The sequence below is a fragment of the Pantoea sp. EABMAA-21 genome, assembly GCF_030053335.1.
Lineage (GTDB): Bacteria > Pseudomonadota > Gammaproteobacteria > Enterobacterales > Enterobacteriaceae > Pantoea > Pantoea communis.
On the sequence record NZ_JASGBX010000002.1, the window covers coordinates 402,999 to 417,018 of the forward strand.

At 54.8% G+C, this 14,020-nt stretch carries 12 protein-coding genes; 9 read left to right on the forward strand and 3 right to left on the reverse strand.

Features of this window, described 5'->3' with window-relative positions:
- The first annotated feature begins 147 nt into the window (after positions 1-147).
- Together QMZ65_RS05345 and QMZ65_RS05350 are read left to right on the forward strand one after the other, a co-directional pair.
- Positions 148-1,227, forward strand: coding sequence for a FecCD family ABC transporter permease (locus QMZ65_RS05345; protein ID WP_034824944.1), 1,080 nt, complete (start codon positions 148-150; stop codon positions 1,225-1,227).
- On the forward strand, positions 1,227-2,015 hold the full coding sequence (locus QMZ65_RS05350; RefSeq protein ID WP_034824935.1) for an ABC transporter ATP-binding protein: 789 nt from the start codon (positions 1,227-1,229) through the stop codon (positions 2,013-2,015). Before QMZ65_RS05345 ends, QMZ65_RS05350 begins: the two co-directional genes overlap by 1 nt.
- 142 nt (positions 2,016-2,157) lie before the next feature.
- Here the strand turns inward: QMZ65_RS05350 and fghA are convergent, their stop codons facing one another.
- From fghA to ptrR, 3 genes are read right to left on the reverse strand one after another with little or no spacing between them, the layout of a single operon-like run.
- Entirely contained in the window at positions 2,158-3,000 is an 843-nt protein-coding gene (gene fghA / locus QMZ65_RS05355) for an S-formylglutathione hydrolase (RefSeq protein ID WP_058962266.1), read from the reverse strand.
- A 12-nt stretch (positions 3,001-3,012) separates the two neighbouring features.
- A complete protein-coding gene (locus tag QMZ65_RS05360) occupies positions 3,013-4,137 on the reverse strand; it encodes an S-(hydroxymethyl)glutathione dehydrogenase/class III alcohol dehydrogenase (protein ID WP_097116612.1) in 1,125 nt (374 codons plus the stop codon).
- A 46-nt stretch (positions 4,138-4,183) separates the two neighbouring features.
- Positions 4,184-5,095, reverse strand: a complete 912-nt coding sequence (gene ptrR / locus QMZ65_RS05365) for a putrescine utilization regulator PtrR (RefSeq protein WP_038645851.1) — start codon at positions 5,093-5,095, stop codon at positions 4,184-4,186.
- Positions 5,096-5,199: 104 nt separating this feature from the next.
- On the opposite strand from ptrR, the gene QMZ65_RS05370 reads away from it, so the two are divergent.
- The 7 genes from QMZ65_RS05370 to mglC all read left to right on the forward strand — a co-directional run bounded on the left by QMZ65_RS05370 (position 5,200) and on the right by mglC (position 13,435).
- Entirely contained in the window at positions 5,200-6,330 is a 1,131-nt protein-coding gene (locus QMZ65_RS05370; protein WP_283003536.1) for a YbfB/YjiJ family MFS transporter, read from the forward strand.
- 125 nt (positions 6,331-6,455) lie between these two features.
- Positions 6,456-7,121 carry a GTP cyclohydrolase I FolE gene (gene folE, locus QMZ65_RS05375; RefSeq protein WP_034824925.1) on the forward strand — a complete coding sequence of 222 codons (666 nt, stop codon included), beginning with the start codon at positions 6,456-6,458 and terminating at the stop codon, positions 7,119-7,121.
- A 51-nt stretch (positions 7,122-7,172) separates the two neighbouring features.
- Positions 7,173-8,333, forward strand: a complete 1,161-nt coding sequence (gene yeiB, locus QMZ65_RS05380; protein WP_097116614.1) for a DUF418 domain-containing protein YeiB — start codon at positions 7,173-7,175, stop codon at positions 8,331-8,333.
- Positions 8,334-8,474: 141 nt separating this feature from the next.
- Positions 8,475-9,515, forward strand: a complete 1,041-nt coding sequence (gene galS, locus QMZ65_RS05385) for an HTH-type transcriptional regulator GalS (RefSeq protein ID WP_097116615.1) — start codon at positions 8,475-8,477, stop codon at positions 9,513-9,515.
- A gap of 304 nt (positions 9,516-9,819) precedes the next feature.
- Positions 9,820-10,815 carry a galactose/glucose ABC transporter substrate-binding protein MglB gene (gene mglB / locus QMZ65_RS05390; protein ID WP_034824919.1) on the forward strand — a complete coding sequence of 332 codons (996 nt, stop codon included), beginning with the start codon at positions 9,820-9,822 and terminating at the stop codon, positions 10,813-10,815.
- 70 nt (positions 10,816-10,885) lie between these two features.
- The gene (gene mglA, locus QMZ65_RS05395; RefSeq protein WP_034824907.1) at positions 10,886-12,406 is read left to right on the forward strand and encodes a galactose/methyl galactoside ABC transporter ATP-binding protein MglA; all 1,521 of its coding nucleotides are present in this window, start codon (positions 10,886-10,888) and stop codon (positions 12,404-12,406) included.
- Between the two features lie 18 nt (positions 12,407-12,424).
- Positions 12,425-13,435 carry a galactose/methyl galactoside ABC transporter permease MglC gene (gene mglC / locus QMZ65_RS05400; RefSeq protein WP_034824905.1) on the forward strand — a complete coding sequence of 337 codons (1,011 nt, stop codon included), beginning with the start codon at positions 12,425-12,427 and terminating at the stop codon, positions 13,433-13,435.
- The last annotated feature ends 585 nt before the right edge of the window (positions 13,436-14,020 follow it).

Sequence of the window (14,020 nt, forward strand, 5' to 3'; positions counted from 1 at the left end):
CGCTACCTTTGACTAGCGGCGTTTTTTTTGGCAAAGATGAACCGTGTTACAACGTTTTGGGCTTTGTCATACAGATATAATTGATAATTATTATCACCTGCACTATTGTGGCTGCCGTTATGATTTCGATAAGAAACAGGTAGAACAATGCAGACCACGGATTCCGCGCTGCTGGCGGAAAATAACCGCGAAGCCGATACCATGACGCGTTATCGTCAGGTGTTACGTCAGCGCCTGATGCTGATTGGCGTACTGGTGCTGGCAATACTGGCGTCAGTGATTCTTGATTTCACGCTTGGCCCGGCTGGGCTCTCCCTCGACACCCTGTGGCAAACGCTCACCCATCCTGATGCGGTGGATGCGGGCACGCGCGTGATCGTCTGGGATATCCGCTTACCTTATGCGTTGATGGCTGTCGTCGTCGGCTTTTCGCTGGGTCTGGCGGGAGCTGAGATGCAAACTATCCTCAATAACCCGTTGGCGAGTCCGTTTACGCTCGGCGTCTCTTCAGCGGCCGCTTTCGGCGCGGCGCTGGCAATTATTCTCGGCATCGGTATTCCCGGTGTGCCAGACCAGTGGTTTATCTCGGCGAACGCCTTTGTATTTGCGCTGTTTGCCGCACTGATGCTGGATGGCGTGACGCGCTGGACCAAAGTGTCCACTTCAGGCGTGGTGCTGTTCGGCATCGCGCTGGTGTTCACCTTCAACGCGCTGGTCTCGATGATGCAGTTTATCGCCAGTGAAGATACCTTGCAGGGCCTGGTGTTCTGGACCATGGGCAGCCTGGCGCGTGCTTCGTGGGAAAAACTCGGTGTGCTCACGGCGGCTTTCGCCATCCTGATCCCGTTCTCGATGCTCAGCAGCTGGAAACTGACCGCGCTGCGCCTGGGTGAAGATCGTGCGGTGAGTTTCGGCATTGATGTGCGCCGTTTGCGTCTGGCGACGCTACTGCGCATCAGTATTCTCTCCGCGCTGGCGGTGGCTTTTGTCGGGCCGATTGGCTTTATTGGTCTGGTGGCACCGCACATCGCTCGCATGATGTTTGGTGAAGATCACCGCTACTATCTGCCGGCCAGTGCGTTGGTCGGTGCACTGGTGCTGTCACTGGCCTCGGTAGCGTCGAAGAACCTGATTCCAGGCGTGATCATTCCAGTGGGTATCGTCACTTCACTGGTTGGCGTGCCATTCTTCCTGAGTATTATTCTGCGTCATCGGGGGACGGTGTAATGGAACAGGGATTAGGTCTCAGCCATTTCTACGCCGGTTATCCGAAGCGTAAAGTCATTGAAGATCTCAACGTGCCGATGCTGCCACGCGGCAAAATCACCGTACTACTTGGACCTAACGGCTGCGGTAAGTCTACCTTGCTGCGCGCACTGGCGGGCCTGAGCAAAGGGCAGGGCGAACTGTGGTTGAATGGCGAAGAGCTGATGTCACAGCCGTTTGCCCGTCGTGCCCAGCGCGTGGTGTATCTGCCGCAAAGTTTGCCGGCAGGCGTGCATCTGCATGTGCTGGAGTCAATCATCGTGGCGCAACGTGCGTCCGGTGGCTTACACAGCGCATCAAGTGAAGCCGAGATTATGCATCTGCTGGAACAGCTGGGCATTGCCCACTTAGCGATGCGTTATCTGGACCAGTTATCGGGTGGGCAGAAACAGCTGGTGGGTCTGGCGCAATCGCTGATTCGCCGTCCGGAACTGCTGCTGCTGGATGAACCGCTGAGTGCGCTCGATCTCAATTACCAGTTCCACGTAATGGATTTAGTACGTCGCGAAACCCGCCTGCGCAATATCGTCACGGTAGTGGTGGTGCATGATATCAACATTGCACTGCGTCATGCCGATCATGCGTTGATGCTGAAAGAGGGCACCTTGCTGGCTGACGGCGAGCCGTCACAGGTGATCACGCCGGACACATTGGCGCAGGTGTATGGTGTGCGCGGGCGTATTGAACACTGCTCGCAGGGCATGCCGCAGGTGATGATCGATGGGCTGGTGGCGGAATCGCTGGCTTAAACCTCGCAAAAGACGCTTAAGCTCAACATCAAGAGAAGCTGAGGATGAATGTTGGTGCGGCTTTTAGCCAATCACAGTCAGCCATAGCCAAAAAAGGGCGCACCTGGTGCGCCCTTACTGTCTCCACATCAACTGACGTGAACTACACCAACAGATGCTTCGCGTGGAACCGCAGATGGTCCTCGACAAAGCTGGCGATAAAGAAGTAGCTGTGGTCATAGCCCGGCTGCACGCGCAGCTCCAGCGGAAAACCTTGCTCACGCGCTACCGCTTCGAGGCGATCCGGACGCAGCTGATCGGCGAGGAACTGATCGCTATCACCCTGATCGATCAGAATCGGTAAGCGCTGTTCCACTTCACGCATCAGCAGGCAACTGTCCCACTCGCGCCAGGTCTGGCGATCTTCACCCAGATAGGCGGTGAAAGCTTTTTGTCCCCACGGCACTTCGGTTGGATTGACGATTGGAGCGAACGCGGATGCCGAAGCAAAACGTCCACCCTGACGCAACGCCAATACCAGCGCGCCATGGCCGCCCATTGAATGCCCCATTACCGACTGACGATCGCTCACTTTGAAGTTGTCCGCCACCAGGGCCGGCAACTCCTCGCTGAGATAATCGAACATACGATAGTGCGCCGCCCAGGGCTGCTGCGTGGCGTTGAGGTAAAAACCTGCGCCCTGACCGAGATCGTAACCGCTGTCGTTGGCCACTTCGTCACCGCGCGGGCTGGTGTCCGGCATAATCAGCACCAGGCCCAGCTCAGCGGCAACACGCTGCGCACCGGCTTTGGTGGTGAAGTTCTCGTCCGTACAGGTCAGTCCGGCGAGAAACCATACCACCGGCGGCGGCGTGTCATCCTGCGGTGGCGGCAGGAAAATGCTGAAGGTCATCGGGCAGTTCAGCACCGCCGACTGATGACGCCAGCGCTGCTGCCAGCCGCCGAAGATACGATGTTCTTCCAGCAGTTCCAGAGTGGATGCCATAACGCCTCCTTTTTACTTGTTAAAATGCACAACCGAACGAATGGATTTCCCTTCGTGCATCAGATCAAAGGCTTCGTTAATCTCTTCCAGCGGCATGGTGTGCGTGATGAAATCGTTCAGCGCGAACTTACCGTCCAGATAATCCTGCACGATGCCCGGCAGCTGGGTACGGCCTTTCACGCCACCAAACGCCGAACCGCGCCATACGCGACCGGTCACTAACTGGAACGGACGCGTGGAAATCTCTTCACCGGCACCGGCTACGCCGATAATCACTGACTCGCCCCAGCCTTTGTGGCAGCACTCCAGCGCGGAACGCATCACGTTCACGTTACCGATGCACTCAAAGGAGAAGTCCACGCCGCCGTCGGTCAGCTCAACGATCACATCCTGAATCGGCTTATCGTAATCTTTCGGGTTGATCAGATCGGTGGCACCCAGTTTGCGCGCCAGATCGAATTTGCTGGTGTTGAGGTCGATACCGATGATGCGACCGGCTTTCGCCATTTTCGCACCGATGATCGCCGACAAACCAATGCCGCCGAGGCCGAAGATCGCCACCGTATCGCCTTCTTGGACTTTGGCGGTATTCATCACGGCGCCCATGCCGGTGGTCACGCCGCAGCCCAGCAGGCACACTTCTTCCAGTGGCGCTTCTTTGCTGATCACCGCCAGTGAAATTTCCGGCACCACGGTGTACTCAGAGAACGTTGAAGTCCCCATGTAGTGGAAAATTGGCTTGCCGTCTTTAAAGAAGCGGGTGGTGCCATCTGGCATCAGGCCTTTACCCTGGGTGGAGCGAATCGCCTGACACAGGTTAGTTTTGCCTGACAGACAGAACTTACATTTACCGCACTCTGGGGTATAAAGCGGGATTACGTGGTCGCCGACCGCCACGCTGGTGACGCCTTCGCCCACCGCTTCCACCACGCCGCCGCCTTCGTGACCGAGGATCGCCGGGAACACGCCTTCCGGATCTTTACCGGACAGGGTGTAAGCATCGGTGTGGCACACCCCGGTGGCGACGATGCGCACTAACACTTCACCTTTCTGCGGTGGCATTAGATCCACTTCTTCAATTTTCAGCGGTTCGCCCGCTGCCCAGGCAACGGCAGCGCGGGTTTTAATCATGTTCATGCAATCCCTCTTCTTCAGATGTCGTGATTTACTTAAAATTAAAAACTCACTCAGCGGTTTGCAGCGGATGCAGCAACTCATCGTTAAGTGGGCGGTCGTCAAACATTTCAATAATCAAATACTTCAGCGCTTCCACGTTGGGCGTGAAGGCATCGCGGCGCCACATCAGCCAGGTGGCGGTATCGCGATAAGCGGGTGGCAATGCATGCTCCTGCACGCGCGCGCGGCCGGGCATCTGCGTCAGGACCGACGCCGGAATCATTGCCACGCCCGCACCGCCTGCCACACACGCCACCATCGCGTGGTAAGACTGAATCTCCATCACGCTTTTCGGTGAGGTCTGGCTTTCGCGATACCAGGATTCCAGTTTGGTGCGATACGAACAGCTGTTACCAAAGGCAAACAGCGTGTCATGCTGCGTGTCGCGGGCGCTGGTAATCGGGTCGTGATCGAGACTGGTGATCAGCACCATCTCCTCGCGAAAGGCGATGCAGCCGTTGAGATCATCATGGGTGGCTGGGCCATCCACCAGCGCGGCCGCCAGCGTACCGGCGCGCACTTTATCGATGATATCGCCCGAGGTGCCCGTCACCAGCGATAGCGCCACATTGGGAAATCGTTGATGATAAGCCGCCAGCAGACCAGGAAGACGGGTCGCGGCGGTGCTCTCCATCGAACCAAAGGCAAAGTTCCCGCCCGGTTCTCCGGCACGGGCCATATTCAGCGCCTCATCGCTCAGGCTGAGGATGCGCTGCGCATAATTGAGGAAATTGTGGCCCATCGGCGACAATCGAATACGCTGCTTCTCACGGATAAACAGATCCACGCCAATCTCTTCTTCCAACTGGCGCAGACGAGTGGTGAGATTGGAGGGCACGCGATGCAATAGCTCCGCGGCGCGCGCCAGCGAACCGGTTTCGGCCACAGAACAGAACATGCGGAGTTGTACTAAATCCATATTCTCTTTCCGTAAACAACTTGGTTAATATTATTCACTTTTCGTGAGTGTAATCGTCATGCATGCTAATAACAAGTGCTAAAAGAATCTGAACGGGAGTGGGAATGGCGTTTCGTGTCGCGCTGAGCGCGTTTTTAAGTTTAGTGGTTGCGATGGGGATTGGGCGATTTGCTTTCACCCCGCAGGTGCCATTGATGATTCAGGACCATCAGTTAACCCTGACCAGCGCCAGTCTGGTGGCGGCGCTCAACTATCTTGGTTATCTGTGTGGCTCCTTTGACGCCATGCGCGCGCATAAGCGTGTCGAATGGCGGCTGCAGGCTGGCGTGTGGGGCGCGGTGATTCTGACGCTGCTGTCTGCCTGCGTCAGCGGGCCGTGGCTGCACGGTTTGATCCGCTTTGTGATTGGCGGTGCCAGCGGTTGGGCCATGGTGCTGATCGCTGCGTGGAGCAATGAGCAACTGCTGCATCATGGACGGCCAGGCTTGTCGGCGGCGGTGTTTGCCGGACCCGGCACCGGGATTTTCATCAGCGGAATGCTGGCGGTGGCGCTGCATGCCAGCGGGGCCAGCGCGGCACTGGGCTGGGCGGCTTATGGTTTGCTGGCGCTGCTGTTCATCGCCGCCATTGCGCGTTTTTTACCGCGCACGGGACAGTTACATCGTCCCGATCAGGCGCCTGCGCCGCTGGTGCTCAACGGTAACCTGAAACGCCTGGTACTGAGCTACAGTCTCGCCGGTTTTGGTTACATTCTGCCCGCAACCTTCTTATCGCAGATGACCGCCGCGCGTTTCCCGGACAGTGCGCTGGCGCAGTTTGTCTGGCCGGTGTTTGGCGGTGCGGCGGTGATCGGCATTGTGCTCGGCATTTTGACGCGGCGCTGGGGCAGCAGCCATCTGCGGCTGGCAGTGGTGCTCTGGGCGCAGGCTTTGGGCGTGATCTCCGCCATTGTCCTGCCAGGGCTGGATGGGCTGTTGATTAGCGCGCTGTTAGTTGGCGGCGGATTCTTATGTGTGGTGCAGCTGACACTGCAATACGGTCGCGAGCTGGCGCCGCATCACGCGCGCTATCTGGCCGGTCTGCTGACCACCGGCTACGCAGTCGGTCAGTTGGGCGGGCCGTTGCTGTCATGGATCTCCAGTTTGCTGTGGCACCGCCTCGATCCTGCCTTGTGGGTAGCGGGTGGTGCACTGATTCTGGCGGGCTTACTGGTGTTACGCCGTTCGGCACCATGAAAAGCTTTCATCTCCGATTGGATTGATTGCTGGATTACGCGCGCGTTGTGTTTCACAATACGCGCTCAGAATTTCCCCCGCAGGCGACGATCTGCGGGCGCATCACCTGCCGGAGAAAGAGTACGATGAGCACCTTAAGTCAGGAAGCCGCCCTGGTTCACGAAGCGCTGCTGGCGCGTGGCCTGGAAACGCCGTTACGCGCCCCGGTGCGCGAGATGGATGACGAAACCCGCAAGCGTGAAATCGCCGGTCATATGACCCAAATCATGCAGCTGCTGAATCTGGATCTGGAAGATGACAGCCTGATGGAGACGCCACATCGCATCGCCAAGATGTACGTGGACGAGATCTTCTCAGGCCTCGATTACGCCAACTTCCCGAAAATCACCGTCATCGAAAACAAGATGAAGGTGGATGAGATGGTCACCGTGCGTGATATCACCCTGACCAGCACCTGTGAGCACCACTTCGTGATTATCGACGGTAAAGCCACCGTCGCTTATATCCCGAAAGAGAAGGTGATTGGTCTGTCGAAGATCAACCGCATCGTGCAGTTCTTTGCCCAGCGTCCACAGGTGCAAGAGCGCTTAACCCAGCAAGTGCTGGTGGCGCTGCAAACTTTGCTTGGCACCAACAACGTGGCGGTGTCGATTGATGCGGTGCACTACTGCGTGAAAGCGCGTGGCGTGAAAGATGCCACCAGCGCCACCACCACCACATCACTGGGTGGCCTGTTCAAGTCCAGCCAGAATACGCGCCAGGAGTTCTTACGCGCGGTGCGTCACAGCTAATCCTTTGGGCGGCTTATTGCCGCCCGTTTTCTCTCTCCGTCAGGTCACTCGATGCAACGCTATCTTGCGCTGGATTTTATTCGTGGTTGCGCCATTCTCGGCATTCTGCTGCTCAATATCGTGGGTTTTGGCTTGCCATCGGCTGCCTATCTCAATCCGGCGTGGCAGGGCACTATCTCGCTTTCCGATGCCTGGACCTGGGCGATCATGGATGGCCTGGCGCAACTGAAATTCCTCACGCTGTTTGCGCTGTTGTTCGGTGGTGGCCTGTGTCTGCAGATCCCGCGTGGCAGTCGCTGGATGTCGGCGCGCCTGACGTTGCTGGTGCTGCTGGGTTTTATTCACAGCATCTTTTTCTGGGAAGGGGATATCCTGCTGGATTACGGTCTGACCGGGCTGATTATTTGGCGGATGCTGCGTGAAGTGCCTTCGGACAAAGCTCTGCTGCAAACTGGCGTGTTGCTTTATCTGATCGGTTGCGGCGTACTGCTGGTATTTTGGGGCATTTCCAGCCCGGAACCGGGCCGTTCGTGGCTGCCGGGTGCTGCCGATATCGAGTATGAAAGCTACTGGAAACTGGTCGGCGGCTGGGAAGCGATTCAAAACCGCCTCGACCATCTTTCATCCGGCTTGATGGCGCTGGCCGCGCAGTACGGCTGGCAGCTGGCGGGATTGATGCTGATTGGCGCGGCGTTGATGCGCAGCGGCTGGCTGAAAGGCGAGTTCAGCGTGCAGCACTATCGTCGCTCGGCCGCGCTGCTGCTGACGATCGGCTGGCTGATAGCCATTCCCGGCATTGTGGCGCAATGGTTACTGGACTGGGAGTTTCGCTGGAGCGGCTTCTTACTGCAGGTGCCGCGCGATCTCGCCAGCCCGTTTATCAGTCTCGGCTATGCGGCGCTCTGTTTTGGCTTCTGGCCGCAAATCGGTGCCACACGTTTCAGTTATGCGCTGCAATGCGTTGGCCGCATGGCACTCAGCAACTACCTGTTACAGACGCTGATCTGCACCACGCTGTTCTATCGCTTCAATCTGTTCCTCAAGTTTGATCGCCTGCATCTGCTGGCACTGGTCCCGGCTATCTGGTTGGTTAACATCCTGTTTTCTGTACTCTGGCTGCGCTTTTTCCCGCAGGGCCCAATGGAGTGGATCTGGCGCAAACTGACACGTCTCGCCGCCGGCAAAACGGAACCTTCCTCCCGCATCAGATAATGATGTTCATCACAAAGGTTGCAGATTTGTATGTAACCGTTTTCATCTGTGTGACGTGATTCACGCAGCTGAATAAAATGCCCTGACAAAATAGCGCCGTTACGCGCTTGTCGCGCATTTTCTCCTCTGTGGAACAGCTGCATGATAACGATTCGAGATGTCGCCCGTCAGGCCGGTGTATCAGTAGCCACCGTGTCGCGTGTGCTCAATAACAGCAGTGCAGTCACCCCTGATACCCGTGAAGCCGTACTCCAGGCGGCGGAATCACTGGGTTATCGCCCGAACGCCAACGCGCAGGCACTGGCTACCCAGGTCAGTGACACTATTGGCGTGGTGGTGATGGACGTATCCGATCCCTTCTTTGGCGCGTTAGTAAAAGCGGTAGATACCGTGGCGCAGCGCGTGCACAAACACGTGTTAATCAGCAATTCATGGCATCAGGAAGAGAAAGAACGTCATGCGATTGAAGTGCTGATCCGTCAACGATGTAACGCTTTAGTGGTCCACGCGAAAACGCTTTCAGACGCTGAACTAACTCAGTTTATGGATCAGGTTCCCGGTATGGTGCTGATTAACCGGACTATTCCCGGGTACGAACATCGTTGCGTCTGCCTGGATAATGTAACGGGATCTCTGATGGCAACGCGCATGTTGTTACAACAGGGACATCAACGCATTGGTTATCTCAGCTCCAGCCACCCGATTGAAGATGTGACGCAACGGCGTGAAGGCTGGCTGCAGGCCTTGTCAGAGCAGGGGATTCGCCCCCAGGAGTCCTGGATTGCCCATGGCGAACCGGACATGCAGGGTGGGGAAGCGGCGATGGTGGAGTTACTGGGCCGTAACCTGCATCTAACCGGCATCTTCTCCTACTGCGACGGTATGGCCGCTGGGGCGCTGACCGCATTGAAAGATAATGGCATTCAGGTGCCACAGCACTTCTCCGTCATCGGCTTTGATGATATTCCCATCTCACGTTACACCGATCCGCAACTCACGACTGTGCGATATCCTATTGTTTCTATGGCTAAATTGGCCACGGAGTTGGCCTTAAAAGGCGCAGCGGGCGAACTCGATCCCGACGCCACACACTGCTTTATGCCGACCCTGGTACGCCGCCATTCGGTCGCTCAGCGGCAAATTGTGGAGTCGGTCACTAATTCGGGCGATAGCGCTGTGTAACCGTTTCCAATCTGTGATTACATTCACAGTTAATTAACATGGCGCTCACTATGATGGCAGCGTCTTACCGGACTGAAACATCATGTAACGCCGGGTTCTCCTTCTCCGGTCAGGTTTCAGTAGCCGATTGAAATAGTTCACAACACTCTTCAGGAAGCGTTTACGTACAGGGAAGTCAGGATAGCGATGGTGGCCCGGCTTTGCGTTACGCGTCCGCCCCATAAATGAGTTTGAACCGACTGCGCTGGTTGCCCGCAGGCAGCACAGCGCGATGATATGCCCTACATAAAAAACCGGAGATACCATGAATAAGAAGGTTTTCACGCTCACAGCACTGGTTGCCAGCATGATGTTTGGTGCAACTGCGCACGCCGCCGATACCCGCATTGGCGTGACAATTTATAAATACGACGACAACTTTATGTCTATGGTTCGCAAGGACATCGACAGCGAAGCCAAAAAACTGGGCGGCATCCAACTGCTGATGAATGACTCGCAGAACAGCCAGTCCACCCAGAACGACCAGATTGACGTACTGATGGCCAAAGGCGTGAAAGCGCTGGCAATCAACCTGGTTGACCCTGCTGCTGCGGCAGTGGTGATCGACAAAGCGAAAGCGAATGATGTGCCAGTGGTGTTCTTCAACAAAGAGCCGAATGCCAAAGTGCTGGCCAGCTACCCGAAAGCCTACTACGTGGGTACCGACTCTAAAGAGTCAGGCATCATCCAGGCCAAACTGATTGAGAAGCACTGGAAAGCCACCCCAGCCTGGGATCTGAACAAAGATGGTCAGATTCAGTTTGCTCTGCTGAAAGGTGAGCCGGGCCACCCGGATGCTGAAGCACGTACCAAATACGTGATCGAAACCCTGAACACCGATGGTTTCAAAACTCAGCAGCTGGCGATGGATACCGCGATGTGGGACACCGCACAGGCAAAAGACAAAGTTGACGCCTGGCTGTCTGGCCCGAACGGCAACAAAATTGAAGTGATCATCGCGAACAATGATGCGATGGCAATGGGCGCAGTAGAAGCCCTGAAAGCGCACAACAAAACCAGCATTCCTGTGTTTGGTGTGGATGCGCTGCCAGAAGCGCTGGCACTGGTGAAATCCGGTGCGATGGCCGGTACCGTGCTGAACGATGCGGAAAACCAGGCGAAAGCCACCATTGATATCGCGAAGAACCTGGCCGATGGCAAAGAGCCAACCGCCGGTACTAACTTCAAGATGGAAAACAAAATCGTACGTGTTCCTTACGTACCAGTCGATAAAGAAAACCTGTCTCAGTTTGTGAAGTAATACGTACCGGGCGCGGCAGCACGCCGCGCCTTATTGCATCTGACCCACGTTTTATTTAGCCAGGTAAATTATGGCCAGTGAGAATCCGACCGCACAGCGTGAATATCTGCTGGAGATGACGAATGTCTCGAAATCATTTCCAGGGGTGAAAGCCTTAGATAATGTGAATTTGAAAGTGCGGCCGCACTCCGTCCATGCCTTAATGGGCGAAAACGGCGCCGGAAAATCCACATTATTAAAATGCCTGTTTGGTATTTATAAAAAGGATACGGGGAGCATCCTGTTTCAGGGTGAAGAAATTGATTATAAAAGTTCCAAAGAAGCGCTGGAGAATGGCGTTTCAATGGTGCATCAGGAATTAAACCTGGTTTTACAACGCAACGTGATGGATAACATGTGGCTTGGCCGCTATCCACGTAAAGGCGTGTTTGTTGATCAGGATAAAATGTATCGCGATACCAAAGCGATCTTTGACGAATTAGATATTGATATCGATCCACGCGATAAAGTGGCTAATCTGTCTGTTTCGCAAATGCAGATGATTGAAATTGCCAAGGCATTTTCCTATGACGCGAAAATCGTCATCATGGATGAGCCAACATCGTCGCTGACCGAAAAAGAAGTGAATCACTTGTTCACGATTATCCGTAAGCTGAAAGATCGTGGCTGCGGTATTGTGTATATCTCACACAAGATGGAAGAGATTTTCCAACTGTGTGATGAGATTACGATTTTGCGTGATGGACAGTGGATTGCCACCCAGCCGCTGGAAGGGCTGGATATGGACAAGATCATCGCCATGATGGTCGGTCGTTCACTGAACCAGCGTTTCCCGGATAAGACCAACGTGCCGGGCGAAACTATTCTTGAGGTGCGTCATTTAACCTCGCTGCGTCAGCCGTCGATTCGCGATATTTCCTTCGACCTGCGCAAAGGTGAGATTTTAGGCATCGCCGGATTGGTGGGCGCTAAACGTACTGACATCGTTGAGACTTTATTTGGTATTCGCGAGAAGTCAGGCGGTACCATTAAGCTGCACGGTAAAGCGATTAATAACCACAGTGCCAATGAAGCGATTAACCACGGCTTTGCGCTGGTAACGGAAGAGCGTCGTTCAACCGGGATTTATGCTTATCTGGATATTGGTTTTAACTCGCTTATTTCCAATATTAAAAAATACAAATCCAGCATGGGCTTGCTTGATAATAAGCGCATGAAGAGTGATACCCAGTGGGTGATTGATTCAATGCGCGTGAAAACGCCAGGTCATCATACGCAAATTGGTTCGCTTTCCGGTGGTAACCAGCAGAAGGTTATTATTGGTCGCTGGTTATTAACCCAGCCGGAAATTCTGATGCTGGATGAACCGACGCGCGGTATTGACGTTGGTGCTAAGTTCGAAATTTATCAGTTAATTTCTGAGTTGGCGAAGAAAGAGAAGGGCATCATTATTATCTCTTCTGAAATGCCAGAATTGCTGGGAATTACCGATCGTATTTTAGTGATGAGTAATGGCCTGGTAGCGGGCATTGTCGAGACCAAAACGACCTCGCAGAATGAAATCCTGCGTTTAGCGTCATTACACCTTTAATGAAGCAAGGGCTTTAACATGAAAGCGACTACTAAAAAGAATGCGCTAACCTGGTTAAAAGAGGGCGGCATTTACGTTGTCCTGTTGGTACTGCTGGCAATTATTATTTTCCAGGACCCGACGTTTTTAAGTTTGATGAACCTGAGTAACATTCTGACCCAATCTTCAGTGCGTATTATTATTGCACTGGGCGTGGCCGGATTGATCGTGACGCAGGGTACTGACCTGTCAGCCGGGCGCCAGGTTGGTCTGGCCGCGGTGGTTGCGGCGACCTTGCTGCAATCCATGGATAACGCCAATAAGGTGTTCCCACACCTGGATACCGTACCGATTCCACTGGTTATCCTGACCGTGTGCATTATCGGTGGTGTGATTGGCCTGGTGAACGGCGTAATCATCGCTTATCTGAAAGTGACGCCATTTATCACCACGTTGGGCACCATGATTATCGTTTACGGCATTAACTCGCTGTATTACGACTTTGTTGGCGCATCACCGGTGGCCGGTTTTGACGCGGGCTTCTCGACCTTTGCTCAGGGCTTCTTCCGTTTCGGTGATTTCAAGCTGTCGTTCATTACCTTCTACGCGTTCATTGCCATTATTTTCGTGTGGATTCTGTGGAATAAAACGCGCTTCGGTAAGAACATCTTTGCCATCGGCGGTAACCCGGAAGCCGCTCGTGTTTCAGGCGTTAACGTGCCGCTGAACCTGATTCTGGTGTATGCGCTGTCAGGTGTGTTCTACGCCTTCGGCGGGATGCTGGAAGCGGGCCGCATCGGCAGTGCCACCAACAACCTCGGCTTTATGTATGAGCTGGATGCGATTGCGGCCTGTGTGGTCGGCGGCGTGTCATTTGCGGGTGGTGTGGGTACAGTTGCGGGCGTGGTGACCGGTGTGATCATCTTCACCGTTATCAACTACGGTTTGACCTACATCGGCGTCAACCCTTACTGGCAGTACATTATCAAGGGCGGCATTATCATCTTCGCTGTAGCCCTGGATTCACTGAAGTACGCACGTAAAAAATAAGACTGACACACAGCAACACATCACTGCAAAAGGCTGCCATTTTATAAATGGTGGCCTTTTTTATTTGTGCAAACTGCGAAGGGCGAAGGGTGAAGGGCGAAGGGTGAAGGGCAAAGGGCGGGTGCGGTGTGGGCTCAAAGCACCTCTGCTGCTGCCGGGCAGTCCTCGCGCCGCTGACGCGGTGCCCTCGGCTTCCACGTCGTGCCGACGGACCGTTCGGGGATCGACCATCCCTGGTCGGCCCCGAACTGATCCACGCATCCCTGCGTGGATCTCCTGGCCCAACGTAAAAGCCTCAGCGCTGCGGATAGCCCTTGCATCAGCAGAGGTGCTTTGGCCTCAAACGTTGTGCCCGTTTTTTCAAAAATATGCGGCTTCTGCGAATACTTCTTTCAGCGGTGAAGGGACATGGCTTCAAACATCGAGCCCGTTTTCTGAACGGATATTGTACTTTTTGCAGATGGCTTTTGTGGTGGAAAAGAGCGGAAGCAACATCGTTGTGCCTGTCTTGATACCAAATGCACGGCATCCGAGCACAGCCTTACAGCTATTCGGCTATGGTCTGACGCTGTGTGCTCTTTTTTT

Coding starts and splice junctions, on each gene's coding strand:
- QMZ65_RS05345 (WP_034824944.1), top strand. CDS start 148: ATGCAGACCACGGATTCCGCGCTGCTGGCGGAAAATAACCGCGAAGCC.
- QMZ65_RS05350 (WP_034824935.1), top strand. CDS start 1,227: ATGGAACAGGGATTAGGTCTCAGCCATTTCTACGCCGGTTATCCGAAG.
- fghA (WP_058962266.1), bottom strand. CDS start 3,000: ATGGCATCCACTCTGGAACTGCTGGAAGAACATCGTATCTTCGGCGGC.
- QMZ65_RS05360 (WP_097116612.1), bottom strand. CDS start 4,137: ATGAACATGATTAAAACCCGCGCTGCCGTTGCCTGGGCAGCGGGCGAA.
- ptrR (WP_038645851.1), bottom strand. CDS start 5,095: ATGGATTTAGTACAACTCCGCATGTTCTGTTCTGTGGCCGAAACCGGT.
- QMZ65_RS05370 (WP_283003536.1), top strand. CDS start 5,200: ATGGCGTTTCGTGTCGCGCTGAGCGCGTTTTTAAGTTTAGTGGTTGCG.
- folE (WP_034824925.1), top strand. CDS start 6,456: ATGAGCACCTTAAGTCAGGAAGCCGCCCTGGTTCACGAAGCGCTGCTG.
- yeiB (WP_097116614.1), top strand. CDS start 7,173: ATGCAACGCTATCTTGCGCTGGATTTTATTCGTGGTTGCGCCATTCTC.
- galS (WP_097116615.1), top strand. CDS start 8,475: ATGATAACGATTCGAGATGTCGCCCGTCAGGCCGGTGTATCAGTAGCC.
- mglB (WP_034824919.1), top strand. CDS start 9,820: ATGAATAAGAAGGTTTTCACGCTCACAGCACTGGTTGCCAGCATGATG.
- mglA (WP_034824907.1), top strand. CDS start 10,886: ATGGCCAGTGAGAATCCGACCGCACAGCGTGAATATCTGCTGGAGATG.
- mglC (WP_034824905.1), top strand. CDS start 12,425: ATGAAAGCGACTACTAAAAAGAATGCGCTAACCTGGTTAAAAGAGGGC.